The 26,699-nt window shown below is 73.7% G+C and carries 18 protein-coding genes; 14 read left to right on the top strand and 4 right to left on the bottom strand.

The window, feature by feature from the left end:
• The first annotated feature begins 167 nt into the window (after positions 1-167).
• A complete protein-coding gene (locus tag ACWD3O_RS20695; protein WP_451416871.1) occupies positions 168-4,460 on the top strand; it encodes an Rne/Rng family ribonuclease in 4,293 nt (1,430 codons plus the stop codon).
• 124 nt (positions 4,461-4,584) lie between these two features.
• On the opposite strand, the gene ACWD3O_RS20690 is transcribed toward ACWD3O_RS20695, so the two are convergent.
• On the bottom strand, positions 4,585-5,811 hold the full coding sequence (locus ACWD3O_RS20690; protein WP_451416870.1) for a glycosyltransferase family 4 protein: 1,227 nt from the start codon (positions 5,809-5,811) through the stop codon (positions 4,585-4,587).
• Complete coding sequence (locus ACWD3O_RS20685) at positions 5,808-8,681, bottom strand: CDP-glycerol glycerophosphotransferase family protein (protein WP_451416903.1); 2,874 nt, start codon at positions 8,679-8,681, stop codon at positions 5,808-5,810. Before ACWD3O_RS20685 ends, ACWD3O_RS20690 begins: the two co-directional genes overlap by 4 nt.
• Before the next feature lie 367 nt (positions 8,682-9,048).
• Here ACWD3O_RS20685 and galE point away from each other — a divergent pair, with 367 nt between their 5' ends.
• The 6 genes from galE (at position 9,049) to ACWD3O_RS20655 (ending at position 16,475) form a co-directional block, all read left to right on the top strand.
• Positions 9,049-10,020 (top strand): UDP-glucose 4-epimerase GalE, encoded by a 972-nt coding sequence (gene galE / locus ACWD3O_RS20680; protein WP_451411901.1) that lies wholly within the window; start codon positions 9,049-9,051, stop codon positions 10,018-10,020.
• A 229-nt stretch (positions 10,021-10,249) separates the two neighbouring features.
• Positions 10,250-10,570, top strand: coding sequence for a 50S ribosomal protein L21 (rplU, locus tag ACWD3O_RS20675; protein WP_151773201.1), 321 nt, complete (start codon positions 10,250-10,252; stop codon positions 10,568-10,570).
• A 14-nt stretch (positions 10,571-10,584) separates the two neighbouring features.
• Positions 10,585-10,839 carry a 50S ribosomal protein L27 gene (rpmA, locus tag ACWD3O_RS20670; RefSeq protein ID WP_049715810.1) on the top strand — a complete coding sequence of 85 codons (255 nt, stop codon included), beginning with the start codon at positions 10,585-10,587 and terminating at the stop codon, positions 10,837-10,839.
• A gap of 136 nt (positions 10,840-10,975) precedes the next feature.
• On the top strand, positions 10,976-12,415 hold the full coding sequence (gene obgE / locus ACWD3O_RS20665) for a GTPase ObgE (RefSeq protein ID WP_451416869.1): 1,440 nt from the start codon (positions 10,976-10,978) through the stop codon (positions 12,413-12,415).
• Between the two features lie 265 nt (positions 12,416-12,680).
• Positions 12,681-14,180, top strand: coding sequence for an SDR family NAD(P)-dependent oxidoreductase (locus tag ACWD3O_RS20660; protein WP_451416868.1), 1,500 nt, complete (start codon positions 12,681-12,683; stop codon positions 14,178-14,180).
• A 255-nt stretch (positions 14,181-14,435) separates the two neighbouring features.
• Entirely contained in the window at positions 14,436-16,475 is a 2,040-nt protein-coding gene (locus ACWD3O_RS20655; protein ID WP_451411898.1) for a hypothetical protein, read from the top strand.
• 94 nt (positions 16,476-16,569) lie between these two features.
• Here ACWD3O_RS20655 and ACWD3O_RS20650 read toward each other — a convergent pair whose 3' ends face one another.
• On the bottom strand, positions 16,570-18,582 hold the full coding sequence (locus tag ACWD3O_RS20650) for a hypothetical protein (protein ID WP_451416867.1): 2,013 nt from the start codon (positions 18,580-18,582) through the stop codon (positions 16,570-16,572).
• A 261-nt stretch (positions 18,583-18,843) separates the two neighbouring features.
• Here ACWD3O_RS20650 and proB point away from each other — a divergent pair, with 261 nt between their 5' ends.
• From proB to ACWD3O_RS20625, 5 genes are all read left to right on the top strand, one after another.
• Positions 18,844-19,971 (top strand): glutamate 5-kinase, encoded by a 1,128-nt coding sequence (gene proB / locus ACWD3O_RS20645; RefSeq protein WP_451411896.1) that lies wholly within the window; start codon positions 18,844-18,846, stop codon positions 19,969-19,971.
• Between the two features lie 166 nt (positions 19,972-20,137).
• The gene (locus ACWD3O_RS20640) at positions 20,138-20,596 is read left to right on the top strand and encodes a hypothetical protein (RefSeq protein WP_451416902.1); all 459 of its coding nucleotides are present in this window, start codon (positions 20,138-20,140) and stop codon (positions 20,594-20,596) included.
• A gap of 514 nt (positions 20,597-21,110) precedes the next feature.
• The gene (locus tag ACWD3O_RS20635; protein ID WP_451411894.1) at positions 21,111-22,412 is read left to right on the top strand and encodes a glutamate-5-semialdehyde dehydrogenase; all 1,302 of its coding nucleotides are present in this window, start codon (positions 21,111-21,113) and stop codon (positions 22,410-22,412) included.
• A 94-nt stretch (positions 22,413-22,506) separates the two neighbouring features.
• On the top strand, positions 22,507-23,190 hold the full coding sequence (locus ACWD3O_RS20630; protein WP_451416866.1) for an SCO2584 family spore wall biosynthesis protein: 684 nt from the start codon (positions 22,507-22,509) through the stop codon (positions 23,188-23,190).
• 84 nt (positions 23,191-23,274) lie between these two features.
• Complete coding sequence (locus ACWD3O_RS20625; RefSeq protein WP_451416865.1) at positions 23,275-24,408, top strand: SCO2583 family membrane protein; 1,134 nt, start codon at positions 23,275-23,277, stop codon at positions 24,406-24,408.
• Positions 24,409-24,625: 217 nt separating this feature from the next.
• Here ACWD3O_RS20625 and ACWD3O_RS20620 read toward each other — a convergent pair whose 3' ends face one another.
• Positions 24,626-25,639 (bottom strand): M48 family metallopeptidase, encoded by a 1,014-nt coding sequence (locus ACWD3O_RS20620; RefSeq protein ID WP_451411988.1) that lies wholly within the window; start codon positions 25,637-25,639, stop codon positions 24,626-24,628.
• A gap of 158 nt (positions 25,640-25,797) precedes the next feature.
• Here ACWD3O_RS20620 and ACWD3O_RS20615 point away from each other — a divergent pair, with 158 nt between their 5' ends.
• Both ACWD3O_RS20615 and nadD read left to right on the top strand, forming a co-directional pair.
• Entirely contained in the window at positions 25,798-25,959 is a 162-nt protein-coding gene (locus ACWD3O_RS20615) for a hypothetical protein (RefSeq protein ID WP_451411891.1), read from the top strand.
• Between the two features lie 86 nt (positions 25,960-26,045).
• Positions 26,046-26,699 (top strand): nicotinate-nucleotide adenylyltransferase, encoded by a 654-nt coding sequence (gene nadD, locus ACWD3O_RS20610; RefSeq protein WP_451411890.1) that lies wholly within the window; start codon positions 26,046-26,048, stop codon positions 26,697-26,699.

Here is a 26,699-nt window from a genome sequence, read left to right as displayed (position 1 = left end):
GGCCGTCCGTAAATCGGCGGACGGAACCGGCGAGACAGGACTAGTAGTGCTCCCGTGCGGCGCCCGCGCCCCGGACGGCGGCGACGCGCACCGCGCGAGCCGCGGACGTCACCGGTGCCCACCGGACCAGGCGCGACGCCCGGGAGCCTGACGGGAGAAACGCCCGCATGCTCGGACCGACCGAACCCACCAACGAGGGTTCCGACCACAACACCCCCAGCGACAGCCTGCCGCCGCGCCGCCGGCGCAGGGCCGCGTCCCGCCCGGCGGGTCCGCCGGCCGGGACCACGGAGGCCGCCGAGGCCGCCACCGCGTCGGAGCAGACCGCCCCGACCCCGACCGAGACCCCCGCCGCGGAGACGCCCGCCGCCGAGGACGCCGCACCGGCTCCCCGCCGCCGCCGGGCCGTACGCCGCGCCTCCGCGCCGGCCGGCACGCCCGACTCCCCGGCCGCCGAGCAGCCCGCCGCACCGGTGGAGCCCGCCGTCGAGGCAGCCGCCCCGGCCGCCGAGGCAGCCGCCCCGGGCGAGGCCGCCGCCGAGGAGGCGCCCGCCGCGCCGCGCCGTTCCCGCCGCCGCGCCGTGCGCCCGGCCGCCGCCCCCACCGCCGCCGAGCAGACCGCGGCCGTGGCGAAGGACGAGGACGCCGCCGTCGAGGAGGCGCCCGCCGAGGCCGAGGCCGCCGCCGTGACGCCCGCCGTGGAGGAGGCCGCTCCGGCCCCGCGCCGCCGCCGTGCCGTCCGCCGCGCCACCTCGCCCGCCGGCGCCCCCGAGGCCGCCGAGGTTGTGGCCGTCCCCGAGACGCCCGCCGCCGGGGAGGAGGCCGAGGAGGCCGCCGAGCCCGAGGCAGCCGCAGAGACTGCCCCCGAGACCCCCGTCGAGGCGCCTGCCGCCGAGGCCCCCGCCGCGGAGGAGAGCTCCGCCGCGCCGCGCCGCACCCGCCGCCGTGCCACCCGCCCGGCCGCCGCCCCGTCCGCGGAGGACCTGGCCCGCGCCGAGGCGCAGCGTGCCGAGGAGGCCGCCGCAGAGGCCAAGGCCGAGGAGTCGCGGGCCGCCGCCGAGCCGGTCGCCGAGAACGAGCCGGAGGGCCGCCGCCCGCGCCGCCGCGCCGTGCGCCGCCCCGCCACCGGCTTCAGCGCGCCGCGCGCCTTTGAGGGCGACTCCCCGCGCCGTCCGGGCCGTCCCGCGTCTCCGGTGTTCCAGGCCCCGGTCTTCACCGAGCCGATGTTCCAGACGCCCGAGCGCGCCGCCTACGAGGCCGCGCAGGAGGCCGCCCGCGCCACGGAGCCGGCCGAGGCCGCCGCCGTGGAGGAGCCCGCCGAGGCGACCGAGCAGGCCGGCGCCCGCCGTCGCGGCCGTCGCCGCCGGGGTGGCGAGGAGAGCGCTCCCGCCGTCGAGCAGGCGCCCGCCGAGGAGTCCGTGGAGCCCGCCGACGAGGCGGAGCAGGACGCCGAGCAGGCGGACCGCGACGACCGCGACGACCAGGGCGACTACGAGGAGACCGGTGGCCGCCGTCGCCGCCGCAGGGGCGGCCGCCGCCGTCGTCGCGGCGAGGCCGGCGACGCCGAGCGCGACACCGACGGCGACACCGAGTCCGAGCAGGACGAGGAGACCGAGGCCGCCGCGGACCAGGCCGAGCAGGACGCGGAGTCCGCCTCGGACAGGGACGGCGCCGAGCAGCTCGCCGAGGACGCCGAGGACGACGAGCACGAGGCCGACGAGCACGAGGCCGAGTCCGGCCGCGAGACGGGCGGCGGCTCCAGCAGCTCCCGCCGTCGCCGCCGTCGCCGTCGCCGCGCCGGTGACACGGCCGTCGAGGCCGAGCCGTCGCAGGACGACCCGGAGCGCACGGTCGTCAAGGTGCGCGAGCCCCGCAGGAAGGACGAGCGCTCCGGCCCCGGTGACACGGCCGCCGACGAGGTGCAGTCCATCAAGGGCTCGACCCGCCTGGAGGCGAAGAAGCAGCGCCGCCGCGAGGGCCGCGAGCAGGGCCGCCGCCGCGTGCCGATCATCACCGAGGCCGAGTTCCTGGCCCGCCGGGAGGCCGTCGAGCGCGTGATGGTGGTCCGCCAGCACGGCGACCGCACCCAGATCGGTGTGCTCGAGGACAACATCCTCGTCGAGCACTACGTGAACAAGGAGCAGTCGACCTCCTACGTCGGCAACGTCTACCTCGGCAAGGTGCAGAACGTCCTGCCGTCGATGGAGGCCGCCTTCATCGACATCGGCAAGGGCCGCAACGCGGTGCTCTACGCCGGTGAGGTCAACTTCGAGGCGCTCGGCATGGCCCACGGGCCGCGCCGCATCGAGACCGCGCTGAAGTCCGGCCAGTCCGTGCTGGTCCAGGTCACCAAGGACCCGATCGGCCACAAGGGCGCCCGCCTGACCAGCCAGGTCTCGCTGCCCGGCCGCTACCTGGTCTACGTCCCCGAGGGGTCGATGACCGGCATCAGCCGCAAGCTGCCCGACACCGAGCGCGCCCGGCTGAAGACCATCCTCAAGAAGATCGTCCCCGAGGACGCGGGCGTCATCGTGCGCACCGCCGCCGAGGGCGCCAGCGAGGACGAGCTGCGCCGCGACGTCGAGCGTCTGCAGGCGCAGTGGGAGGAGATCCAGCAGAAGGCGAAGAAGGGCAACGCGCCGACGCTGCTCTACGGCGAGCCGGACATGACCGTCCGGGTCGTCCGCGACATCTTCAACGAGGACTTCTCCAAGGTCGTCGTCAGCGGCGACGAGGCGTGGAAGACCATCCACGGCTACGTGGCCGGCGTGGCGCCGGACCTGGCGGAACGCCTGCAGCGGTGGACCTCCGAGGTCGACGTGTTCGCCACGTACCGGATCGACGAGCAGCTCGCCAAGGCGCTGGACCGCAAGGTCTGGCTGCCGAGCGGCGGCTCGCTGGTGATCGACCGGACCGAGGCGATGATCGTCGTCGACGTCAACACCGGCAAGTTCACCGGTCAGGGCGGCAACCTCGAGGAGACCGTCACCAGGAACAACCTGGAGGCGGCCGAGGAGATCGTCCGCCAGCTGCGGCTGCGCGACCTCGGCGGCATCATCGTCATCGACTTCATCGACATGGTGCTGGAGTCCAACCGGGACCTGGTGCTGCGGCGCCTGCTGGAGTGCCTGGGCCGCGACCGCACCAAGCACCAGGTCGCCGAGGTCACCTCGCTGGGCCTGGTGCAGATGACCCGCAAGCGGGTCGGCCAGGGCCTGCTGGAGTCCTTCTCCGAGACCTGCGTCCACTGCAACGGCCGCGGTGTGATCGTCCACCTCGACGTGCCGTCCGCCGCGGGCGGCGGCGGCAAGAAGAAGAAGCGCGGCGGCGCGCGGGACGGGCAGCAGGAGCAGCCGCACGAGCACGAGCCGTCGGCGCTGGTCGCCGAGGCCCCCTCCGCCGAGGAGGAGGCCGAGCTCGAGCGCGAGGCGTCCACCGTCACGGAGTCCACGGAGGAGCCGATCGCGCTGCCCTCGCCGGACTTCGCGGCCGACGAGGAGCTCTACAGCAGCGTCGCCGAGGCGGAGGCCGCGGCCGGCCGCCGTGGACGCCGCCGCACCAGCCGCCGGGCGACCTCTCCCGCCGGTGCGCCGGAGGCGTCGGAGACCCGTGAGCCGCGCGAGACCAAGGCGCAGGCGCGCAGCCGCCGCCGGGCCGAGCAGGCCGCGGAGGAGGCCCGTGCGCAGGCCGCCGAGCAGGCCGCCGAGCAGGGCGCGCCGACCGCGCAGGACGTGACGGCCGCCGAGGAGGCCGCGCGTCCGGTGGTCGCCGAGTCCGCCGCCGAGGCGCAGGCCGAGCCGGTCGCCGTCGAGGACCCGGTGGTCCCCGCCGAGACCGTGGAGGCCGCGGAGGCCGCGGAGGCCGAGGAGGCGCCCCGGCGTGGTCGCCGCCGGGCCACCCGGCGGGTGTCCGCGCCCGCCGGTGCTCCCGCCGCCGAGGAGGCCGCGGTGACGGTCGTCGAGCCGGCGCCCGCCGAGCCCGCGCCCGCCGAGGCGCAGGCGGAGCCGGTCGCCGAGCCCGTCGTGGAGCCGGTCGCCGAGGCCACGCCGCCGGCGCGTCCGCGGCGGCGCGCGGTCCGCAAGGCGACGGCGCCCACGGCTCCGGTGGAGGATGCCGTGGTGGTCCTGCCGGCCGCCGGGGACACCACCGCCGAGGCCGTGGAGCCCGCCGCCGATGCCGCGCAGGCCACCGCCGTCGCGGAGCCCGCGGAGGCCGGTGCCGAGGAGGCCAAGCCCGCGCGGAAGACCGCCGCGAAGAAGGCCACCGCCAAGAAGACGGCCGCGAAGAAGGCGCCGGCCAAGAAGGCCGCCGCCAAGAAGACGGCCACCACGAAGACGACGGCTGCGAAGTCGACGGCCAAGAAGGCCACGACCAAGAAGACCGCCGCGAAGAAGACGGCGAAGACCGCTGCCGCCGAGCAGCAGTCGCCGTCCTCGGTCTCCGCCACCACGGAGGACTGACCGGGGGCCGCCGCACGGCCCTCACCGAAGCCCGCCGGGCCCGGTCCCCTCCTCGGGGGACCGGGCCCGGCGGGCTTCCCGCCGTTCCGCGCCGGACGCGCCCCGGGGCCGGCGGGCCGGCGGGTCAGCGGGTCAGGAGGGTGAAGAGGTACTCCCAGCGGTCGGTGATCGCGGACGGCGAGAAGCGCCGGACGTTCACCGCCGCCCTGTCACCCATCCGGTTGCGCAGCCCGTCGTCCTCCAGGAGCCGCCCCAGGTGCCGGGCGAGCTCCGCCGTGTTGCCGGGGCGGGCCAGCAGCCCGTCCTCCTCGTGCCGGACGATCTCCCGGACACCGGGGGCGCAGTCGAACGCCACGCAGGGGACGGCGCAGGACATCGCCTCCAGCAGCGCCAGCGGAAAGCCCTCGCCCCGGGAGGAGAGCACGAACACCGACGACCGGGCCAGCGCGCCCGCCACGTCCTCGGTGCGCCCCGCCCACTCCACCGATCCGTCCAGTCCCAGGCGGGTGCACTGCTCCCTCAGCGTCTCCTCGTCCGGTCCGGAGCCGTGGATCCGCAGGCGCCAGCCCGGATGCCGGGGCGCCACCTCCGCCCAGGTGTCGAGCAGCAGGTCCACGCCCTTCTCGTAGCCGAGCCGGCCGATCGAGACCACGACCTTGTCGGTGCGGGGAGAGGGGGAGGGGTCCCGCAGGGGCACCGGGTTGGGGACGAAGCCCACGTGGTCGAACCCCTGCCCGATCCACAGGTCGGCGTCCTCGCGGGTGAGGACCAGCAGACGGTCGACGTCCCGGTAGTACCGCTTGACGCGCTCGAACCGCGAGGAGCCGCGCGAGGTCGCGAACGACTCGTGGCTCATGCCGATCACCAGGTGCCCCGCGGTGTCGGCCAGGGCGACCCACTCCATGGCCCACACCTGGGTCACGACGATCACCGCCCCGGGCCGCGCGGCGCGGAACACGGCCGTGAGCCGCTCGGCGGCCTCCCGCCGCTCCCGCTCCCGTGCCGCCGCGCGGCGCCGGGCCGCCAGGTCCAGCCGGCCTGCCAGGCCCCGCGGCCGGTACCGCCCGGGCGGGCGGGTGGCGTGGAGGGTGAGGGTGGCGAAGGGCGGGTCCTCGCCGAGGTCGAACGGGGCGTGCGCGGGCGCGACGCCGACCACCGTCACCCGGTGGCCGCGCTCGGCGAACAGCCGGGCCATGGAGATCTGCCAACGGCCCACGCCGCCCAGCTCGTCGACCTCGTTGCCGACGAGGAAGACGTCGCGCGCGGCGCCGCCCGAGGTGCCTGGGCCGCCTGCGGTGCCTGGGCCGCCTGCGGTGCCTGCGGTGCCTGCGGTGCCTGCGGTCCCGGTCATCCGGCCTCCCCCTCCGTGCCGAAGAAGCGGTCGACGACGCGGGCCGCGGCGTCGCCCCGGTCGTACTCGCCGTACCGGGTCATGAACCGCTCGACGCGCGGCCGGTACCCGTCCAGCCGGTCCAGGTCGGAGAGCACCTCGAAGAGGGCCTCGGAGGTGTGCACCACCGGGCCGGGGGCCTCCTTCGACAGGTCGAAGTACGTGCCGCGGCCCTTGTGGACGTAGTCGTCCCAGTCGTAGGTGAAGAACACCATCGGCCGCCCCAGGAGTGCGTAGTCGAACATCACCGACGAGTAGTCCGTCACCAGCACGTCCGAGAGCAGCAGCACCGGGGTGATGTCGTCCTCCCCGCCGGCGTCGATCACCTGACCGGCCACCGAGGGCGGCAGGGTGACGCCGTTGAGGTAGTGGGTGCGCACCAGCAGGGTCAGCCGGTCGCCGAACCGCTTGGCGAACTCCTCGACGTCGAAGGGGAACGCGAACGGCTTCACCCCGCCGCCGTCCACCGCCCGGAAGGTGGGCGCGTACAGCACCACCGGGAGGTCCCGGCGGACACCGAGCCGCTCAGCGAGCTCCCGCGCCGCCGGACCGGCCGTGCCCCGCTCACGGGCTCGCACCAGGGCGTCGTTGCGCGGGTAGCCGGTGCGCAGCAGCTTCTCCTCGGGGATGCGGAACGCCCGCGCGAGGGTGAGCTCGTCGTGCCGGCCGCGCACCACGAAGTGGTCGAACCGGTCCACGGCCCGCTCGTGGAGCCGCCGCTCCGGCTCCGTCACCACCCGCAGGTCGGGGGCGTCGAACCCCATCCGCTTGAGCGCGGAGCCGTGCCAGGTCTGGATGTAGGTGGTCTCCGGGCGCTTCGCCAGCTTCAGCGGGAAGCCCTGGTTGTCGATCCAGAACTCGGCCTGCGCCAGTTCCCTCAGGTACCGCCAGGACCAGCGGCGCACCAGCTCGGCGTCCCGCGGGAAGCCCTTCGGCGAGCCCTGGTACGCCCAGACGGCGCGCACCGGGACGTTCCTGCGGCGCAGCTCCTCGTAGAGGGCGCGCGGGCTGTCGCTGTACTGCTTGCCGAGGTGGCTCTCGAAGACGACGGTGCCCTTGCGGACCGGCAGCAGGCGGATCATGCGGTGGTAGGCGTCGATCTTGCGGCGGCCGGAGCCGAGCTCGGCGCGCAGGGCGAGCGCCCCGCGCAGCGCCCGCTTGGTGATCCGGGCGGGTGGGCTCTGCATGTGGTGCCGCAGCAGCGCGGACGTCCGCCGGGGGAGCGGGCCGTGCTGGACCAGGTGGAACGCCAGGTGCCCGTGGGCGGAGACGCGCGGCCGGAGGCGGTCGGCGGCCAGCCGGCTCAGCAGCGGGCGGACCCGCACCACGCCGCTGCTCGCGAGGTCCGTCCGCCCGGCGGTGAGCCGGCTGACGGTGCGCTCGCCGTCCACGTCGAGGTGCAGCCGCACGTCCCACACGTCGTCCAGGACGCCCACCGGCCGCAGCTTCCGGGCCAGCGGCGCCTCGGCCTCCCAGGCGATGGAGGTGCCCCGGTGGCGCACCGTGCGCACCGGGAAGCGGAAGGAGCGCAGGCTCCGGCGCCGGGCGCGGAACTCGAGCTCCGCGGTGAGCCGCGCGTCAGGCGGCACGGCCCCCAGCGGGTTGACGATCTCCCCGGCGAGGCGGACGCCCTCCGGGGACTCGGAGTAGGCGGTGAGCGCGTTGCGCAGGTGGAGCCGGGAGACCGGCCGGTGGTGCAGGCCCAGGTCGGTGACGTCGAGGACGGCGCGGCCCAGCGGGTCGTCGAGGTGCTCCGCGCACCAGTAGACGTGGCCGTCGCGCTCGACCAGGGGGCTGGAGACCTTGTTCTTGTTGATCAGGGTGTCGACGGCCGGCATCAGGTGGTCCCAGTCCTCCCGCAGCAGGAGGTAGGCGCAGAGCCGGTGGACGGGCGACAGGCCCTCGTACGCCTCCTCCGGGAAGCCGCGGATGTAGCCGTCGGCCGTCTCGGCGAAGCGGCGGCGGTAGTCGTCGTCCAGGAAGGGCAGTTCCCGCAGGTAGAGCACCAGGTCGTGCTTGAGGAACTTGCGGTCCTTGTGCAGCCGCAGCTCGTCCAGGCCCTCGGCGGCGAGGATCCGGTCGATCCGGCGGTGGATCTCCACCCGGTCGGCGAAGTTGTTGATCTCGTGCCGCCGGTTGCTGATCGACCTGGCCTCCGTCTTCCGCACCACGTTCCAGTGGTAGACGGTGTTGGGGATCAGCGTGATGCGGGAGGCCGCCAGGTAGGCGCGGGCCGAGAAGAGCAGGTCCTCGTAGTGGATGCCGCGGGGGAAGGTCAGGCCGCTCTCCAGCAGCCACGCGCGGCGGTAGCACTTGTTGGTCGACAGGGTGTCGAATACCAGCAGGTCCGGGAGCTCGGCGATCGACTCCAGGGTGCGGGTGCGCCGGTAGAGCCACGGGTACCAGGGCGAGGTGGTGCCCCAGCGGCTGTCCACGTGGACCCGCAGGCACAGCCCGGAGACCAGGTCGGCGCCGGTGGTCTCGGCGGCCTCCAGCATGTTGCGGCAGGCGTTGCGCTCCAGCGTGTCGTCGCTGTCCAGGAACATCACGTACCGGCCGCGGGCGACGGCCACGCCCTGGTTGCGGGGCTCGCCGCAGCCGCCGCTGTTCTCCGGCAGCCGGACGGCCCGCACCCGGTCGGACCCGGCCGCCAGGCGCCGGGCCACCTCGAAGGAGCCGTCGGTCGAGTGGTCGTCGGCGATGACCACCTCGACGTTGCGCAGCGTCTGGCCGAGGACCGACCGCACGGCGTCCGGCAGGCGGTGCTCGTCGTTGTAGACGATGACGACGACGCTGATGTCGGGCGTGCCGTCGGGCGTGCCGCCCGGTATGCCGTCGGGCGCGGTGCCGTCCCCCGGCCTCGCGTACCGGGGATCCTCGTGCTCGTGCTCGTGCTCGTGCTCGTGCTCGTGCTCGTGCTCGTGGTCCTGGGTCTCGGGCTGCGCTTCCTCGTGCGGGGCGGACACCGGCAGGCACCTCCGTCGGGGTGGGACCGCGCCCCGCCGCCCGGAGGGCCCGTGGAGGACAACCCGGGAGGATCGGGGCGTCCTCCCATTGAACCCGCGCGGTGGTCCCGCCGCGAGTCCGCGGTGCGGACGAAGCGCGGGCGGGCGCGGAGGGGCGCCGCCGGGCCGGACTCGCTTCCGCCCGGCCGATGGGGGAGTCTGGACGCCGGCAGACGATCCGGGAGGTATCGAGATGAGCTGGCTGGTCACGGGCGGCGCGGGGTACATCGGCGCGCATGTGGTGCGGGTGATGGCCGAGGGCGGGGAGCGGGTCGTCGTGCTCGACGACCTGTCGACCGGCAGCGCGGACCGGGTCCCCGCGGGCGTGCCGCTGGTGACCGGCAGCGTCCTGGACGGCCCGCTGCTGGAGCGCACGATGCGCGAGCACGAGGTCACCGGCGTGGTGCACATCGCGGCCAAGAAGCAGGTCGCGGAGTCCGTCGAGCGGCCCCTTTACTACTACCGGGAGAACGTCACCGGGCTGCAGACGCTGCTGGAGGCGATGACGGCCACCGGCGTCGGCAGCATCGTCTTCTCCTCCTCGGCCGCCGTCTACGGCATGCCCGACGTCGACCTGGTCACCGAGGACACCCCCTGCGCCCCCATCAACCCGTACGGCGCGACCAAGCTGACCGGCGAGTGGCTGATCGCCGCCGCCTCCCGGGCCCACGGCATCCGGTCGGCCGCCCTGCGCTACTTCAACGTGGCGGGCGCCGCGGCCCCGGAACTGGCCGACACCGGGACGAGCAACATCGTGCCGATGGTCTTCGCGCGCCTCGACGCCGGTGAGGCGCCGGTCGTCTTCGGCGACGACTACCCGACCCCGGACGGCACCTGCGTCCGGGACTACATCCACGTCATGGACATCGCCTCCGCGCACCTGGCCGCCGCGAGACGCCTGGCCGGGGCCGAGGAGGGCACCGCGCTGGTCCTCAACATCGGGCGCGGCGAGGGCAGCTCGGTCCGCGAGATGATCGACCACATCCTGAAGGTCACCGGCCACGAGGACCTGGCGCCGGAGACCGGCCCGCGCCGCCCGGGCGACCCGGCGAGCGTGGTGGCCTCGTCCGAGCGGATCGCGGCCGAGCTGGGCTGGTCCGCGCGCCACGACCTGGACGACATGATCCGCTCCGCCTGGGACGGATGGCGCCGCCGGCACCCCTGACGGCGGCCGGTCGGGACGGGTCGGGGCGGGTCGGGGCCGGTTTGACCCTCCAGCCCCGGTCACCGTAACCTTGACCCTCGGCGTGTCCACTGGCACGCCACATCCCCGTAAACCTCATTCCTCCCGGCGGGCCGCAGGCTTCGTGCCGCGCCCCGGGAGAGGCCGGTCCCTTGTCACAGGGAGGCTGGACTGCGGGGGTGCCGTTTCCGAGCGAGAGAGTGAGATCCGCGTGTACGCCATCGTGCGCAGCGGTGGTCGCCAGCACAAGGTTGCTGTCGGCGACATCGTTGAGGTTGACAAGATTTCCACCGCCAAGGTTGGCGACACGGTCGAGCTCTCGACCCTGCTCGTTGTCGACGGCGACTCCGTGACCAGCGACCCGTGGGTCCTGGACGGGATCAAGGTCCAGGCCGAGGTCGTGGACCACCACAAGGGCCAGAAGATCGACATTCTGCGCTACAAGAACAAGACCGGTTACCGCCGTCGGCAGGGCCACCGCCAGCAGTACACGGCGATCAAGGTCACGTCGATCCCCGCGGCTGCGAAGTAAGGGACTGAGGAGACATGGCACACAAGAAGGGCGCATCGTCCACCCGGAACGGTCGCGACTCCAACGCTCAGCGGCTCGGTGTGAAGCGCTTCGGCGGTCAGACCGTCAACGCCGGTGAGATCCTGGTCCGCCAGCGCGGCACCCACTTCCACCCGGGTGCGGGCGTCGGCCGCGGCGGCGACGACACGCTGTTCGCCCTGCAGGCCGGTGCGGTGCAGTTCGGCACCCACCGTGGCCGCAAGGTCGTGAACATCGTTCCGGTCGCCTGAGCAGGCTGACCGAACGCATTCGCGAGGCGGACCTCACTTCCCCGTCGGGGAAGTGGGTCCGCCTTTCGCGTGTTACCCAACACGCGAGCACCACTGCTCGACCCGAGACTTACGCGTTAACTGGAGGCACCTGACCATGACCACCTTCGTGGACCGCGTCGAACTGCACGTCGCCGCGGGTAACGGGGGCCACGGCTGTGCCTCCGTGCACCGGGAGAAGTTCAAGCCCCTGGGCGGCCCGGACGGCGGCAACGGCGGCCGTGGCGGCGATGTGATCCTCACCGTCGACCAGTCGGTGACCACGCTGCTCGACTACCACCACTCCCCGCACCGCAAGGCCACCAACGGCAAGCCCGGCGAGGGCGGCAACCGCTCCGGCAAGGAGGGCGAGGACCTGGTCCTGGTCGTCCCGGACGGCACCGTCGTCCTCGACAAGCAGGGCAACGTGCTGGCCGACCTGGTCGGCCAGGGCACCTCCTTCGTCGCCGCCCAGGGCGGCCGCGGCGGCCTCGGCAACGCGGCGCTGGCCTCGTCCCGCCGCAAGGCCCCCGGCTTCGCGCTGCTCGGCGAGCCGGGCGACATGCGCGACGTCGTCCTGGAGCTCAAGACCGTCGCCGACGTGGCGCTGGTCGGCTACCCGAGCGCCGGCAAGTCCTCGCTGATCTCGGTGATGTCCGCCGCCAAGCCGAAGATCGCCGACTACCCCTTCACCACCCTGGTCCCCAACCTGGGCGTGGTCACGGCCGGATCCACCGTCTACACCGTCGCCGACGTCCCGGGTCTGATCCCCGGCGCCAGCCAGGGCAAGGGCCTCGGCCTGGAGTTCCTGCGCCACGTCGAGCGCTGCAGCGTGCTGGTGCACGTCCTGGACACCGCCACCCTGGAGTCCGACCGCGATCCGGTCTCCGACCTCGACGTCATCGAGGAGGAGCTCAAGATCTACGGCGGTGGCCTCGACAAGCGGCCCCGCCTGGTCGTCCTCAACAAGATCGACGTGCCGGACGGGCGCGACCTCGCCGAGATGGTCCGCCCCGACCTGGAGGCGCGCGGCTACCGCGTCTTCGAGGTCTCCGCGGTGGCCCGCACCGGCCTCAGGGAGCTCTCCTTCGCCCTGGCCGAGCTGGTCGCCAAGCACCGCGCCCGCAAGCCGAAGGACGAGGCCACCCGCATCGTCATCCGGCCCAAGGCCGTGGACGACGCCGGGTTCACCGTCACGCGCGAGGAGGACGGCCTCTTCCGGGTGCGCGGCGAGAAGCCGGAGCGCTGGGTGCGGCAGACCGACTTCAACAACGACGAGGCCGTGGGCTTCCTCGCCGACCGCCTCAACCGCCTCGGCGTCGAGACCGAGCTGATGAAGGCCGGCGCCCGCTCGGGCGACGGCGTGGCGATCGGCCCCGAGGAGAACGCGGTCGTCTTCGACTGGGAGCCGTCGGTCACCGCCGGAGCCGAGATGCTCGGCCGCCGTGGCGAGGACCACCGCTTCGAGGCGCCCCGTCCCGCCGCCCAGCGTCGCCGCGACCGTCAGGCCGAGCGCGACGAGGCCGCCGCGGAGTTCGAGGACTTCGAACCTTTCTAGACAGCGATCCGCCGAAATCCGGCCGGATTCCCCCTGTACCGGGGGGATCCGGCCGGTCGCGTTTCCGCGGTGCCGTTCGGCTTTTCCCCCGCACGGTCGAAAATCGAAAGAATGCATTCCGCTTGTGCGTCCTGACGCGCAGGTGGAATGGGCGTGAACCGGCCGTTTGCGGGAAGCGAAACCTGGCTTGCAGTGTGGTACCAAGTGGTGGGGGTTCACCTGATCTCCCGAGACCGGTCCGCTGATGCCAAGGATGGAATCGCCCGTGCCGCAGCGCATAACCGTTCCCCGTACGACCGCAGTGATCCTCGCCGGAGGGACCGGGCAGCGGGTCGGGCTGCAGATTCCCAAGCAGCTCATCAAGATCGCCGGAAAGTCGGTCATCGAGCACACCCTGTGCACGTTCGAGGAGGCCGACTCCATCGACGACGTGGTGGTGCTGATGGCGCCCGGCCACGTGCCGGAGGTCCAGCGGATCGTCGACCGGGCGGGCCTCACCAAGGTGAAACGGATCGTCGAGGGCGGCGCCTCCCGCAACGAGACCACCCGCCGCGCCATCGAGGTGCTCGGCGAGGGCCTCGCCGAGGGGGAGGACCTCAACGTCCTCTTCCACGACGCGGTGCGGCCGCTGCTCAGCCGCCGGGTCATCGACGACTGCGTCCGCGCCCTCGAGCGCTACCAGGCGGTCGACGTGGCCATCCCCTCCGCCGACACCATCATCGTCACCCGCACCCACGGCGAGGACGGCGAGTTCATCACCGAGATCCCCGACCGCTCCCGGCTCCGCCGCGGCCAGACGCCCCAGGCGTTCAAGCTGTCGACGATCCGGCACGCCTACGAGATCGCGGCCGAGGACCCCCACTTCCAGGCCACCGACGACTGCTCGGTGGTCCTCAAGTACCTGCCGGACGTGCCCATCCACGTGGTCGCGGGCGACGAGTACAACATGAAGGTCACCCAGCCGGTGGACGTCTTCATCGCCGACAAGCTCTTCCAGCTGGCCTCCACGGCCGCCCCGGAGCCCCGCGGCGAGGAGAGCTACCGGGAACTGCTGACCGGCAGGACGGTGGTGGTCTTCGGCGGCTCCTACGGCATCGGCAAGGACGTCGCCGAACTCGCCGCGGGCTACGGAGCCTCCGTGTACGCGCTCAGCCGCTCCACCACGGGCACCCACGTGGAGAACGCCGAGGATGTCGAGAAGGCGCTGAGCAAGGCGTACGCGGAGAGCGGCCGGATCGACTACGTCATCAACACGGCCGGCGTGCTGCGGATCGGCAGGCTCGACGAGACGGACGACGACACCCTCCTGGAGGCCCTGCGGGTCAACTACCTGGCGCCCGTCCAGATCGCCCGCTCGGCCTACAAGTACCTCGCGGCGACCAAGGGCCAGCTGCTGCTCTACACCTCCAGCAGCTACACCCGGGGCCGGGCCGAGTACAGCCTCTACTCCTCCACCAAGGCCGCCGTCGTCAACCTGACCCAGGCGCTGGCCGACGAGTGGGCCGCCGACGGGGTGCGGGTCAACTGCGTCAACCCCGAGCGCACGGCGACGCCCATGCGGACGAGGGCCTTCGGCCAGGAGCCCGCGGAGTCCCTGCTGTCCTCCCAGGCGGTCGCCCGGACCTCGCTGGACGTGCTGCTCTCCGACCTCACCGGGCACGTCATCGACGTGCGGCAGCAGGATCCGACCGCCGTCGCGGGCCAGGCGTCCGGCTTCGAGCAGGCCCTCGCGACCGTGCTCGACCGCCACGACGGCGTGGCATAATCGGCCGCAATTGCCAGAAATAGTTCAGGCCTCTGCGGCTGCATCGAGAGGTGCGATCGCGGGGGCCTGATCGCCTGAACAGCCGAACAACAGCACGCACCAGCCTTACCAGCCATACCTGTAGCACCAAGACGCACCAGCCACACCAGTCGTACCGATCGGGAAATACGCACGGTCTTTTCCGGAACTGTCGGAGTTATGCGCCCAAGGCCGTTCACGCACCATGCCGGCACCTCTCCTGGAGCAGGTTCACACGTGATATCCACAGTCGTACGCGCCGCCCGGGTGGGCAGCGTCGGGGAACTGGTCGCCGCGGCCGCCCTCATCGTGGTGGGCTTCCCCACCCTGATGATCGCCGCGCTGCTGCCGAACATTCCCCTGTTCTCCGTCGCCGCGGTCATGACCTACGCAGCCGACCACTACCTGCACCGCCGGAACAGTTACCTGGTCAACCGGCTGAGCGTGGTCCGGGCCGGCCTGGCCATCCGCTTCCTGGTCCGCCAGCTCATCCTGGTGCTGCTGCTGGCCCGGCTGGGGCTCGCCTACGGCGTGTTCTTCTACGCGCTGGTCGGCTGCTTCATCAGCTTCTACGGGCTCCAGGCGGTCCACGGCGCCCTGGTGACGCTGATCAGGATCCGGCGCACGCTGCCGGTGGCCACCCGCAACATCGCCCTGTCGACGGCCGTGCGGATACCGGACGCCCCCTCGCGCAAGCTGCTCAACCGCCCCGGCGAGAAGATGCTCCACCTCGACCTGCCGGTCTTCGTCGGCGGCCTGGTCTCGGCCTACCTCGGCGACGGCCTGTGGGGAGGCCTCGGCATCATCGCCACCCTCGGCCTCGGCGGGCTCTACACCGTGGTGCTGCTGCCCTACCTGCTCGGTCCGCGCCGCGCGCCGTCCCCCGAGACGGTGCTCGCCGCGATCGACGCCTGGCTGCGCTCGTACCGCCCGGAAACGGTTCTGTACTTCTCCGGCGCCAAGGAGTCGGCGTACCAGGTCAACATGTGGCTGGAGACCATGGAGCGGCTGGACACCCGGCCGCTGATCATCCTCCGGGAACGGGCCGTGCTGGAACGGCTGGCGCCGACCACCGTGCCGGTGATCTGCGTGCCCGGCGGCGTCCACCTGATGAACCTGGACCTGTCCACCGTCCGGGTGGCGCTCTACGCCGCCAACGTCGGCAAGAACATCCACCTGCTGCGCGTGCCGACCATGAAGCACGTCTTCATCGGTCACGGCGACAGCGACAAGATCGCCAGCGTCAACCCGTACAGCAAGGTCTACGACGAGGTCTGGACGGCGGGGAAGGCCGGCCGCGACCGGTACGCCATGGCGGACGTCGGGGTGCGCGACGAGGACATCGTGGAGGTCGGCCGCCCGCAGCTCGCGCCGATCCGGACCGGCCGCCGCGAGGGCGTCGCCATCCCCACCGTGCTCTACGCGCCGACCTGGGAGGGCTGGGACGACAACCCCGGGAACACCTCGCTGATGGCGGCGGGGGAGAACATCGTCCGCCGGCTGCTGGCCGCGGACCGGCCGGTGCGGGTCCTCTACAAGCCGCACCCCTTCACCGGCACCCGCAGCCCGCGCGCCCGGGACGCCCACGAGCGGATCACCGCCTTGGTCGAGCAGGCAGCCGCCGCGCGGGCGCTGGACCCCGGGTTCTCCGCCGACGAGGCGGCACTGGAGGAGGCCCGGGCGGAACTGGCCCGGATCGAGGCCCGGCTCGCCGAACTCACCGGGGAGACGGACGACGGCGACGAGGCGATGGCGACGCGCGACGGGGTCGCCGACCTCACCGTCTACGACGAGATCGCCCGCCTGCGCGAGCGGTGGAACGCCGCGTACTGGCGGTCCTTCCCGGAGTGGGAGCACCGGGTGATCACCGGGGCCGAGCCGCTGCTGTACGACTGCTTCAACGTCTCCGACGGCATGGTCTCCGACATCTCCAGCGTGGTCTCCGACTTCATCGCCAGCGGCAAGCCGTACGCGGTGACGGACTCCGCCGGGCTGGGCGCGGAGGAGTTCGTGCGGCAGAACACGGCGGTGCGGGCGGCGGTGATCCTCTCCAACGAGGCGACGGAGCTGGACGCGTTGCTGGCGGCGGTGCGGGACGCGGAGGCGGACGTCCTCGCGCCGGCGCGGGTGGAGCTCAAGGAGTACCTGCTGGGCGCGGACGAGCCGCCGTCGCTGGAGCGGTTCAACGGGGCGGTGGCGGGGCTCGCGCTGAAGGCCGAGGCCCGCAACCTCGGCCAGACCCGCTCCACCACCCCCGCCGAGGTCCCCACCCACTGACCCCCACGGGGCCACCACGCCTCCCCCCGGGGGGGTGGGGAAACAGGGAGGGCCCCCGTCGAGTGACGGGGGCCCAGGGGAAGAGGGGGAAGGGTCAGGCGCCGGTGGTGAGTTCGGGGTCGCCGGTGGGGGCGGCAGCCCGCTGCCCCGGAATCCGGGCCTCCCGCTCCGTCATCCGCCGCCGATGCCGCAACGCCTCCTCGCACAACGCCCGCATCGCCTCGTTGAACCGCACCTGCGACGACGGCTCCGACGGCCCCAGCAGCCGCAGCTTCAGCTCCGCCCGCGCGTCCCGCAGATCGTCCAGCTCCGGCTCCCGCACCCGCCGCAGCAGCTCCGGCACCCCCGCCGCGTCCGGCGTGAGGACCGTCGCCGCCCGCACCGTCGGGAACGCCTCGCGGAACGCGGTCTCGCTCAGCCCCGAGGTGTTGGCCACCGCGTACGGCTTGCCGCTGGCCATGTAGTCCGAGATCACGCTGGACACGTCGCTGATCAGCAGGTCGGCACGGTTGAAGCAGGCCTGGATGTCGGGCCGCGCGTCCGTGACGATCTGGTGCTCCCACTTCGGCAGCGCCGCCCAGTACGCCTCGACCCACGCGGCCGTGGCCGCGGTGACCGCGTCCGCGCGCCCCGCCTCGGGGGCGCCCTGCAGCATCATCCGCTCCAGGTTGTCGGCGGACTCCCGGAAGGAGGAGGTGGTCAGCCGGTCCAGCTCCGCGGTCCGGCGGTCCAGCTCGGCCTGCGCCTCCGGGCCCGGACGGGCACCGCCGCGCTCCCGGTTGGCGGCCGTGATCAGCTCACGGATGCGCAGGTCGGCGGCGCCGGCCCGCGGGTCGACCGAGCCGGTCAACGGGTGCGGCTTGTAGACCAGGCGGACCTTCGGGTCGGCGAGCAGCGCCCGGACCAGGTTCTCGCCCGCGGCGACCACCGAGGTGTTGCCCGGGTTGCCGTCCCAGCCCTCCCAGGTGGGGGCGTAGAGCACGTTGGTGAACTCGCCCTCGGGCGCGCCCTGGTACGTGACGATGCCGTCCAGCTGCGGACGGCCGATCTCCACGACGTCCTTGTCCTCGACGCCGATGTCCGCCAGCTCGTACCGCTCGCGGGCCTCCGGGCCGGCCACCCACACCTCGTCGTACGCCTTGGCGTACGGGTTGCAGGAGGACAGCTTGTCGCTCTCGCCGTGGTTGACGAAGGCGTGCTTGATGGTGGGGATCCGCAGGACCTGCGAGGTCTTGCCCGAGTTGGACGGGTGGATCAGCGCCTGCAGGGTGGAGTGCTCCAGCCGCATCAGGTGGTGGACCTGCGGCAGGCAGACGATCGGCACGTCGGTCGCGGTGATCTTCTGCATCATGAACCGCTCACGCAGCACGATCAGCGGACGCCCGTCCAGCTTGGCCAGCGGGTCCAGCCACATGTTGGCCTGGTAGGCGGAGGCGGCGCCGCCGGAGAAGTACATCCCGATGGTCGGCTTGTACGAGGCCAGCCACGCGTCGAACCACTTCAGCACCGCCTTCTCGGACGGCGGGCGGCGGCCCGGCAGCAGGTGGCTGCCCAGCACGATCAGACCCGCCAGGGCCATGACGACCGAGAGGCCCGCGCCCGCGACGCCCCACAGCGCCTCCCCGGTCGCCCCGGCGGCCAGCAGACCCGCGGTGGCCGGCAGGCCGAAGATCAGCAGCCGGTGCCCGGCGCGGCGCAGCAGCAGCGCGGGGGGCGCGGCCGTCAGGCGCAGGCCGGAGGTGTCGATGTTCCGGGTGAGCACCGGAGTGGTGCGGGTGCGGCGGACGACCACCGAGACGGCCTGGATCGAGAAGTGCAGTGCGTAGAACCCGAGCAGCACCAGCAGCGGCGTGGCCAGGTCCGTCTCCTCGCCCTGGCCCTGCAGCCGGACCAGGGCGACGACGATCAGCATGTCCCGCAGCAGGTGGCGAACCGTGACGTCGACGTGCATCTTCGCGAACATGGCGACCATGCCGCGCTGCCAGCGGTACAGGAAGCCCTCGACCGCGAGGGAGACGGCCGCTGCCGCGATCATGGCGGGCACGTTCGGGACGACGGCCGTGACGGCGAGTGTGAGGAACGACACCGCCAGAAGGGCGGTGACCATGCCTCTTACGGCGGTCTGCCGACGGGGGACGGGTGTGGGCACTGCGTCACTCCAATGGGCTGCGCGGACGTGTTGCGTCAGGGACTCAGTTTCAACGCGCGTGAACGCTCCGACGACACGCCTCGGATGCCCGCGCGCGGTACGCGCCATGCGGGTCCCGGGACGCGCGTCCGTGGGGTGGAACGCACGCGCGCCGCTCCGTCGCGTTCGCGTAGATTGCCGGACGGGCAGCTGAGAACCAGGTGAGGGGACAACGGCAAGGTGACAGAGGCAAGGCAGGCCGTGACCGGTGCTCGCAGGATCGTCGTCAAGGTGGGGTCCTCGTCGTTGACCACGGCGGAGGGCGGTCTGGACGCCGACAGGGTCGACGCACTGGTCGACGTCCTGGCGGCGGGCAGGGACGGCGGCGAGAGGGATATCGTCCTGGTGTCCTCCGGTGCCATCGCTGCGGGCCTCGCCCCACTGGGTCTGCGACGCCGGCCTCGCGACCTGGCCCGCCAGCAGGCGGCCGCCAGCGTAGGACAAGGCCTGCTGGTCGCTCGCTACACCGCCTCCTTCGCGCGCTACGGCGTGCGGGTGGGTCAGGTGCTGCTGACGGCCGATGATACGAGTCGGCGTGCCCACCACCGTAACGCAGCCCGAACGCTCGACAAATTGCTCGCGATGGGCGCTGTTCCGGTTGTCAACGAGAACGACACGGTAGCTACCGACGAGATCCGTTTCGGCGACAACGACCGATTGGCCGCGCTTGTGGCGCACCTGGTCCACGCCGATCTGCTGGTGCTCCTCTCCGACGTGGACGGCCTCTACGACGGCGACCCGTCGCGCCCGGGGACGTCCCGGCTGAGCCAGGTCCGCGGCCCCGAGGACCTCGCGGGCGTGGAGATCGGCAGCGCCGGCAAGGCCGGCGTGGGCACCGGCGGGATGGTCACCAAGGTGGAGGCCGCCAGGATCGCCGCCGAGGCGGGCATCCCGGTGGTGCTCACCAGCGCCAGCAGGGCCGCCGACGCGCTCAAGGGCCGGGACACCGGCACCTTCTTCCACGCCACCGGCAGCCGCTCCGCCGACCGCCTGCTCTGGCTCGAGCACGCCTCCGCACCGCAGGGCGCGCTGACCCTGGACGACGGCGCCGTCCGGGCCGTGGTGGAGCGACGCACGTCACTGCTCCCGGCCGGCATCGCCGGCGTCGAGGGCGAGTTCCAGGCCGGCGACCCGGTGGAGCTCCGGGACGTCCGCGGGCGGGCCGTGGCGCGCGGCCTGGTGAACTTCGACGCACGTGAGATTCCCCGCCTGATCGGCCGCTCGACCAGGGAACTGGCACGCGAGCTCGGTCCCGCCTACGAACGAGAGGTCGTACACAGGGACGACCTGGTGCTGCTGCGGCACTGACACCTCCGTCGGGTTCCGGTCGATGTGGCCGGAATCCGGTGGGCGACGTTCCGATAAAACGGCCCCACGGAGCCCCCGCGCCTGCTGCACTGGTGGGGGCAGACGCCCTGGCGGGTAGCCGGGCGACCACCGTGAGCACCGCGCGAAGGAGGCCGTTGTGAGACGAGTGCGCCCGGGAGCGGCGGCGCCCCGCCCGACCGGCGGGGGAGCGGCGGCGCGGCGCGGCCTCACGAGCGTGTCCCCGGACGACCGGTACCAGGGCGATCCGCCGGACCCGGAGGAACTCCCACGGCTGTGGCACGTCACCCTCAGCGTGTCCGGCGCGGAGGTCCCGCTGCCGGAGGTCCGGCGCGCCCTCGAGCAGCTCGCGCACGACCACCCCTTCCTGCTCACCAGCCGGTACGCCGCGGACCACGCGGAGATCCGCTACTGGGAGGAGGCCCGCGACCTGCACGACGCGGCCGCGGTCGCGCTGCGGCTGTGGGGCGAGCACCGGCGGACGGCGAAGCTGCCGAGCTGGGAGATCGTCGGCCTGGAGGTCGTCGACCGGGAGACCTACCACCACCGCCTCGCCGCCGGCCAGGGCCCGCCCCCGGCCACCCGCATGGGCGTCCACCCCTTCTGACCGCTCCCCTTCCGCCCGCGCCCGGCCACCGGGGCCACTGTGCCGCCGGGGCCGCCCGGGCGGGGCCGGCCACCGGGCCGACGGGCTGACGGCGGGGCCGGCCGTCCGGGTCGCCGGGCCGGGGCTGGCGGGGTGGCGGGGTGGAACCGACGGGGCAGGAGGGCCGCCAGGCCGACCGGGCGGGGCTAACGGGGTGGGTCCGGCCACCGGGCCGACGGGGCGGGGCTGACGGGGTGGGACCGGCCACCGGGTGACGGCTCGGGGCTGACGGGGGCGGGGCCGGCCACCGGGCCGACGGGCTGACGGCGGGACCGGCCGTCCGGGTCGCCGGGCCGGGGCTGGCGGGGTGGCGGGGTGGAACCGACGGGGCAGGAGGGCCGCCAGGCCGACCGGGCGGGGCCGACGGGGCAGGGTGGGCCGTCGGGACGACCGGCCGGAGTCGAGGGGCGGGGGCGGCATACCGGCACGTGGAACGCTCGTCGTCGCCCGGGCCCGCGGCGCTACCCTGCGCAGTATGACCACGCTCACGACGCCCGCAGCCACCACGGAGCCGGCGGAGCCCTCGGTGACCGCCGTGGCCCGCCGCGCCCGCACCGCCGCCGCCGACCTCGCCCCGCTCCCGCGGTCCCGCAAGGACGCCGCCCTCCTCGCGGTGGCGGACGCCCTCGACGCCCGGGTCGCGGAGATCGTCGAGGCCAACGCCGCGGACGTGACGCGCGCCCGCGAGGCCGGCACCGCCGAGTCCGTGATCGACCGGCTGACCCTCACGCCGGAGCGGATCCGCGCCATCGCCTCCGACGTGCGTGACATCGCCGCGCTGCCCGACCCGGTCGGCGAGGTCGTCCGCGGCTCCGTGCTGCCCAACGGCATCGACCTGCGCCAGGTCCGGGTCCCGCTCGGCGTCGTCGGCATCATCTACGAGGCCCGCCCCAACGTGACCGTGGACGCCGCCGCGCTCTGCCTCAAGTCCGGCAACGCGGTGCTGCTGCGCGGCTCCTCCTCCGCCTACGCCTCGAACGCGGCCCTGGTCGGCGTCCTGAGGGACGCGGTGGCGGCCGCCGGCCTGCCGGCCGACGCCGTGCAGCTGGTGCCCGGCGAGAGCCGCGACTCGGTGCACGAGCTGATGCGCGCCCGGGGCCTGGTCGACGTCCTCATCCCGCGCGGCGGCGCCTCGCTGATCCGCACGGTGGTCGAGCAGTCCACCGTCCCGGTGATCGAGACCGGCACCGGCAACTGCCACGTCTACGTCGACGCCGCCGCCGACCTCGACATGGCCGTGGAGGTCCTGCTCAACTCCAAGGCCCACCGGGTCAGCACCTGCAACGCCGCCGAGACCGTCCTGGTCCACCGCGACATCGCCGAGGCGTTCCTCCCGCGCGCCCTCGAGGCCCTCGCCGGTGCCGGGGTCACCGTGCACGGCGACGAGCGGGTGCTGGCGCTGGCCGGCGACACCAAGGCGACCGTGGTGGCCGCCACGGAGGAGGACTGGGAGACCGAGTACCTCTCCTACGACATCGCCGCGGCCGTGGTCGACTCGCTGGACGCGGCCGTCGCGCACATCCGCCGCTGGAGCTCCGGCCACACCGAGGCGATCGTCACCGCCTCCCAGCCGGCCGCCCGGCGCTTCACCCAGCTGGTCGACTCCACCACGGTGGCGGTCAACGCCTCCACCCGCTTCACCGACGGCGGCCAGTTCGGCTTCGGCGCCGAGATCGGCATCTCCACCCAGAAGCTGCACGCCCGCGGCCCGATGGGGCTCCCGGAGCTGACCAGCACCAAGTACATCGTGACGGGCGACGGGCACGTCCGCCCCTGACCCCCCTCGCGGGGCCCCCGCTCCGGCGGGGGCCCCGCGCCCCGAATTTCCGTACCGTCTGCCCAAATTGACCCGGCGCGTCTACTCTGGTGCCGTGGCGGAGGACGTGGGGGGCACGCCGTTCACTGACGGCGGAGGGCCTGACGACGACCAGAACCGCGGGGCGCAGGACGACGAGTTCGCCCCCGTGGTCTTCGACGAGGAGTTCGTGCGCGCGGCCCCGGTCCACGAGCCGACCGCCGTCGAACGCCTGGTGGCGGCCGCGCAGGCCCGCGCCGAGGCCTCCGAGGCGGACGCCGCGCGCCGCGCCCGGGCCGGCGGCCCCCGGCCCGACGACGACCGGCACGACGAGGCGCCCGGACCCGACGACCTCGGCCTCGCCCACGACCCGCTCCGCCTCGGCGCACCCGACGCCGGCACCGCCTTCGTCGCCCGCACCGGGCAGGACCCCGGCGGCCCGGGCCTGCCCGGGGGCGAGGCGGCGGCCGACTTCGCACCGGGCCTGTTCGGCCGTCCGGGCGGTTCCGTGCGGCCCGGCCGGTGGCACCGGCCGGTGGCCTGGGTGCTCGCCCTGGTGATGGGGATGGGCATGGTCGCGCTGGCCTTCACCGCCGTCCAGCGCGGCGCCGCCGGGGAGACCGGCCAGGTCCCGCCGCCCGTCTCCACGCGCCCCACACCGGCGCCCGCCCCCGACACCGAGGTGGGCCCGTCGGCCTCCGCCGAGTACTCCCGGCCGCCCGCGGCGGCCGTCCCCCGCGCCTCGGCCTCCACGCCCTGACGGCCCGCCCGCCCGCCGCCGCACGGCGCCGGATGGCTCGGACGGCCGCGTTTACCGGACGGCGGCAGAACCCACTCTGAAAGTATGGGCGGGCCCGGAGAGCCACCCGACGGCACGCCCGACGGCGCCGCGGGAGGCAACGAGGAGGAGTACCGATCCGTCGTCTTCGACGAATCGTTCGTCAAGGCTGCCCGCCTGCAGGAGTACAGCGCGCAGGAACGTCTCGCCGACCACGCGCCGCCGGTGCGGCCCCGGCCGAGCGGGATCCGCCGGCTGTCGCGGCAGGCGCTGGTCCTGGCCCTGCTGGTCATGATCGCCTTCGTCACCGCCGTCTACCTCGGCGTGCGCAACCCCGACCTGCCGTCCGTCGGTGAGCGGCACGTCGACCCGGTGCGGGTCAGCGTGGTCCCGCTGGCGCCCCAGCAGGCGGTGCCGGGGGCGGCGGACCCGGACCGGCTCTACGCGGCCAGCCCCGCCCGCGGCTTCGAGAGCGGCGAGAAGGGCGTCACCATGCCCCCCGCCCGGCGCACCGAGCACTTCACCGACGGCCAGGTCATCGCCGCGCTGGCCGCCGCCCGCGACTACGTGATCGGCTCCTCGCTCGACCCGAAGGTCCTGATGGGCGACGCCACCCGCTCGGTGCGCGTGCTGCTCGACCCCGACCAGTTCGACCAGTTCGACCGCAGCCTGGGCGAGACCACCGGGGGCGCCGCCGCCGACGGCGACCGCGCGACCGCGGACGAGGCCACCGCTCCGCTCGGCTGGATGGTCCGCTTCGACCCCACCCGGGTCCGGCTCGCCGATCCCGACGTCCGGGTGCGCGGCACGTTCCATGTCGCCGAGCGCAACGCCGCCACCCTCGAGGTGGTCGCCGACCACGTCTTCGTCTACGCCCTCACCGGGGCGGGCGAGGGGAAGCCGGAGCAGGCGGGGGAGGGAGACAAGGACAAGGACCGCGTCTCGCTGTTCACCGTGCGGCGCGAGGTGCGGATGCGGTTCGACCAGGACAACCTGCGGCTGCGGCAGGTGCGGGTGGTGTCCGCCTCGGTGCAGGCCGGACCGCTGTCCTGCACCGGCGACCCCGACCAGGTGCTGCGGCCGCTGCTGGCCGGCCAGCGCGCGGGCGACGCGGTGCCGCCCGGCACCGACCCCTACCGCGCGGCCAGCCCGACCGGCCTGTGCGGCACCCTCTCCCCGGCGGCGATGCCCCGGCTGTGACGCCCGGGCCGTGACGCCCGGGCTGTGACGCCCGGGCTGTGACGCCCGGGCTGTGACGCCCGGGCCGTGACGCCCGGGCCGTGACGCCCGGGCCCGACACCCGGGCCGTGACGCCCGAGCCGCGATGCCGAGCCCCGGGCCCCGGGCCCCGGACCGCGACGCCCGGACCGCCGAGCCCGCCGCGAACCCCGGGCCGGCCTCGGCCGCGGCCCCCGGCTCAGGACCCGCCGAAGCCCCGGCGTATCCGGTCGGTGGCCCCGCCGACCATCTTCAGCAGCGGGTCGGTGGAGGTCCGGACCGTCTCCGCGTAGCTGGCCGCGGACTCGCGGAAGGCGTCCGTGACCGAGGCGTCCTTGTCGTCCTCCCGCTTCGGGTAGTGGCCGTCCATCAGCCGCTGGAAGTCCCGCGAGGACGACCACCGCTTGAGCTCGGCCGCCCGGACCGTGGTGAACGGGTGCGAGCGCGGCAGCACGTTCAGGATCTTCAGCACCGAGTCCCGCAGGTCGCCGCCGGCCTCGTACTCCTCGGCCTGGCGCAGGAAGGCGTCCACGTTCATCTCGTGCAGGTGGTTGCCGCCCGCCAGCTTCATCAGGCCCCGCATCGAGGCGTGCACGTCCTGGCCGACCAGCAGGCCGGCCCGGTCCGCGGAGAGCTCCGACTTGCGGAACCACTCCCGCAGCGCCGTCACGATCGCCATGATCGCGACATTGCCGAGGGGGATCCACGAGACGCGGACCGCCAGCGTGGTCAGGAACAGCAGCACCGTCCGGTAGACGGCGTGGCCGGAGAGGGCGTGCCCGACCTCGTGGCCGACGACGGCCCGCATCTCCTCCTCGTCGAGGAGCTCGACCAGGCCGGTGGTCACCACGATCACCGGCTCGTCCAGCCCCACGCACATCGCGCCCGGCTTCGGGTCCTGCGAGACGTACATCGCCGGAACCTTCTGCAGGTCGAGGATGTAGCAGGCGTCCCGGAGCATGTCGTGCAGGTGGGGGAACTGCTCGTCGCCCACCCGGACGGAGTCCGACAGGAAGAGCAGCCGCAGGCTGCGCTCGGGGATCAGGCCGCTGAGGGCCTTGAAGACCGTGTCGAAGCCGCTGAGCTTGCGCAGGGCCACCAGGGCGGAGCGGTCCGCCGGGTGCTCGTAGGCGCGGGACGACAGCCCCGGGAACCGCCGCCGGCTGCGCGCCGCGGCTCTGTCGTCGCGCTCGGTGTTCTCTCCGCCCGGCATCAGGTCCCCCGCCCGTGTCGTCACGTTCGCCCCCCGGCCGACCGGCCGGTGTCGCAGTGCGTAGGACGAGCGGGCGGGCCCGATGGTTCCCGCTGGGCGGCGGCGCATACGATGAGCCGACGTCCTTATCCAGCCCATACGGATTGGTCCAGCCGAAGATGAGCTTTGAGCAGAGCGCCACGCAGTTGGTCACCCTCGCCGCCGGGGGCGGCGAGACCGGCCACCACATGAACCTCAACCCCTTGATCCCGGGCATCGGCGCCTTCGTGATCCTCATGCTGCTGCTGTTCATCACCATGGGCTTCAACCGCGACCGGTGAACCGGAACGGGTGATCCCGCCGCACAACCCCAGGTGGGAGAGGTCGCGGTCAAGGACGGGCGACCGGGCCGGTAGGGTCTGCACGCATGGGAGAGCAGGACATGCCTGCCGGTCCGGGCGGCGTCCCGGCCGCCGGCCCGGCCGACAGGAGCAGACGCCGCCGCCTCGGCGTGATGGGCGGGACGTTCGACCCGATCCACCACGGGCACCTGGTGGCGGCCAGTGAGGTCGCCGCCGCCTTCGGCCTGGACGAGGTCGTCTTCGTGCCCACCGGCCGCCCCTGGCAGAAGAGCCACCGGGAGGTCACCCCGGCGGAGGACCGCTACCTGATGACGGTCATCGCCACCGCCGAGAACCCGCAGTTCTCGGTGAGCCGCATCGACATCGACCGCGGCGGTCCGACCTACACCACGGACACGCTGCGCGACCTGCGCGCGCTCAACCCGGACACGGACCTCTTCTTCATCACGGGCGCGGACGCGCTCGCCCAGATCCTCACCTGGCGGGACGCGGACGAGCTGTTCTCCCTCGCGCACTTCATCGGCGTGACACGGCCGGGACACACACTGCACGACCCAGGGCTCCCCGAGGGCGGTGTCTCGCTGGTCGAGGTGCCGGCCCTCGCCATCTCGTCCACGGACTGCCGTGCGCGAGTCGCCAAGGGCGCCCCCGTCTGGTATCTGGTGCCGGACGGAGTCGTGCGCTACATCGACAAGCGCCAGCTGTACCGCGGCGAGTGA

The sequence above is a fragment of the Streptomyces sp. NPDC002640 genome, from assembly GCF_053592575.1.
This window is presented reverse-complemented; position numbering and strand designations above follow the sequence as displayed.